At 39.6% G+C, this 356-nt stretch carries 1 protein-coding gene; it reads left to right on the top strand.

Annotated features, from left to right (window positions below):
* Positions 1-356: Ig-like domain-containing protein (locus Q0762_RS13940; protein WP_298767746.1), on the top strand; the 356-nt coding region annotated here is incomplete at both ends.

Below are 356 nucleotides of genomic sequence, written 5' to 3' on the forward strand. Positions count from 1 at the left end.
TATACAATAACAGATGAAGATGGTTTAATGGCAACAGCAGCTGTTGATGTTACATTTGATCAACTACCACCAGTGGCTGATGATGAGATGCTAGTAGATCAGACGATCAATACTGACGTAGTAGTTGATGTTTTAGAAGGTGATGATGATCCAGATGGCGATAATGCAAATTTAACGATTACACAAGTAGCTGGTCAGGCAATTACAGATGGAGGAGCAGCCGTAGTTTTAGCTGATTTAACAGAAGTAAAGTTAGTAAGTGGTGAACTAGTAGTTACCCCAGCAATGGACAGTACAGAGCCAGTAAACTTTACCTATACCGTAGTTGACGAAGATAACTTACCAGATACAGGAAA

Source organism: uncultured Polaribacter sp. (assembly GCF_947495205.1).
Classification (GTDB): Bacteria; Bacteroidota; Bacteroidia; order Flavobacteriales; family Flavobacteriaceae; genus Polaribacter.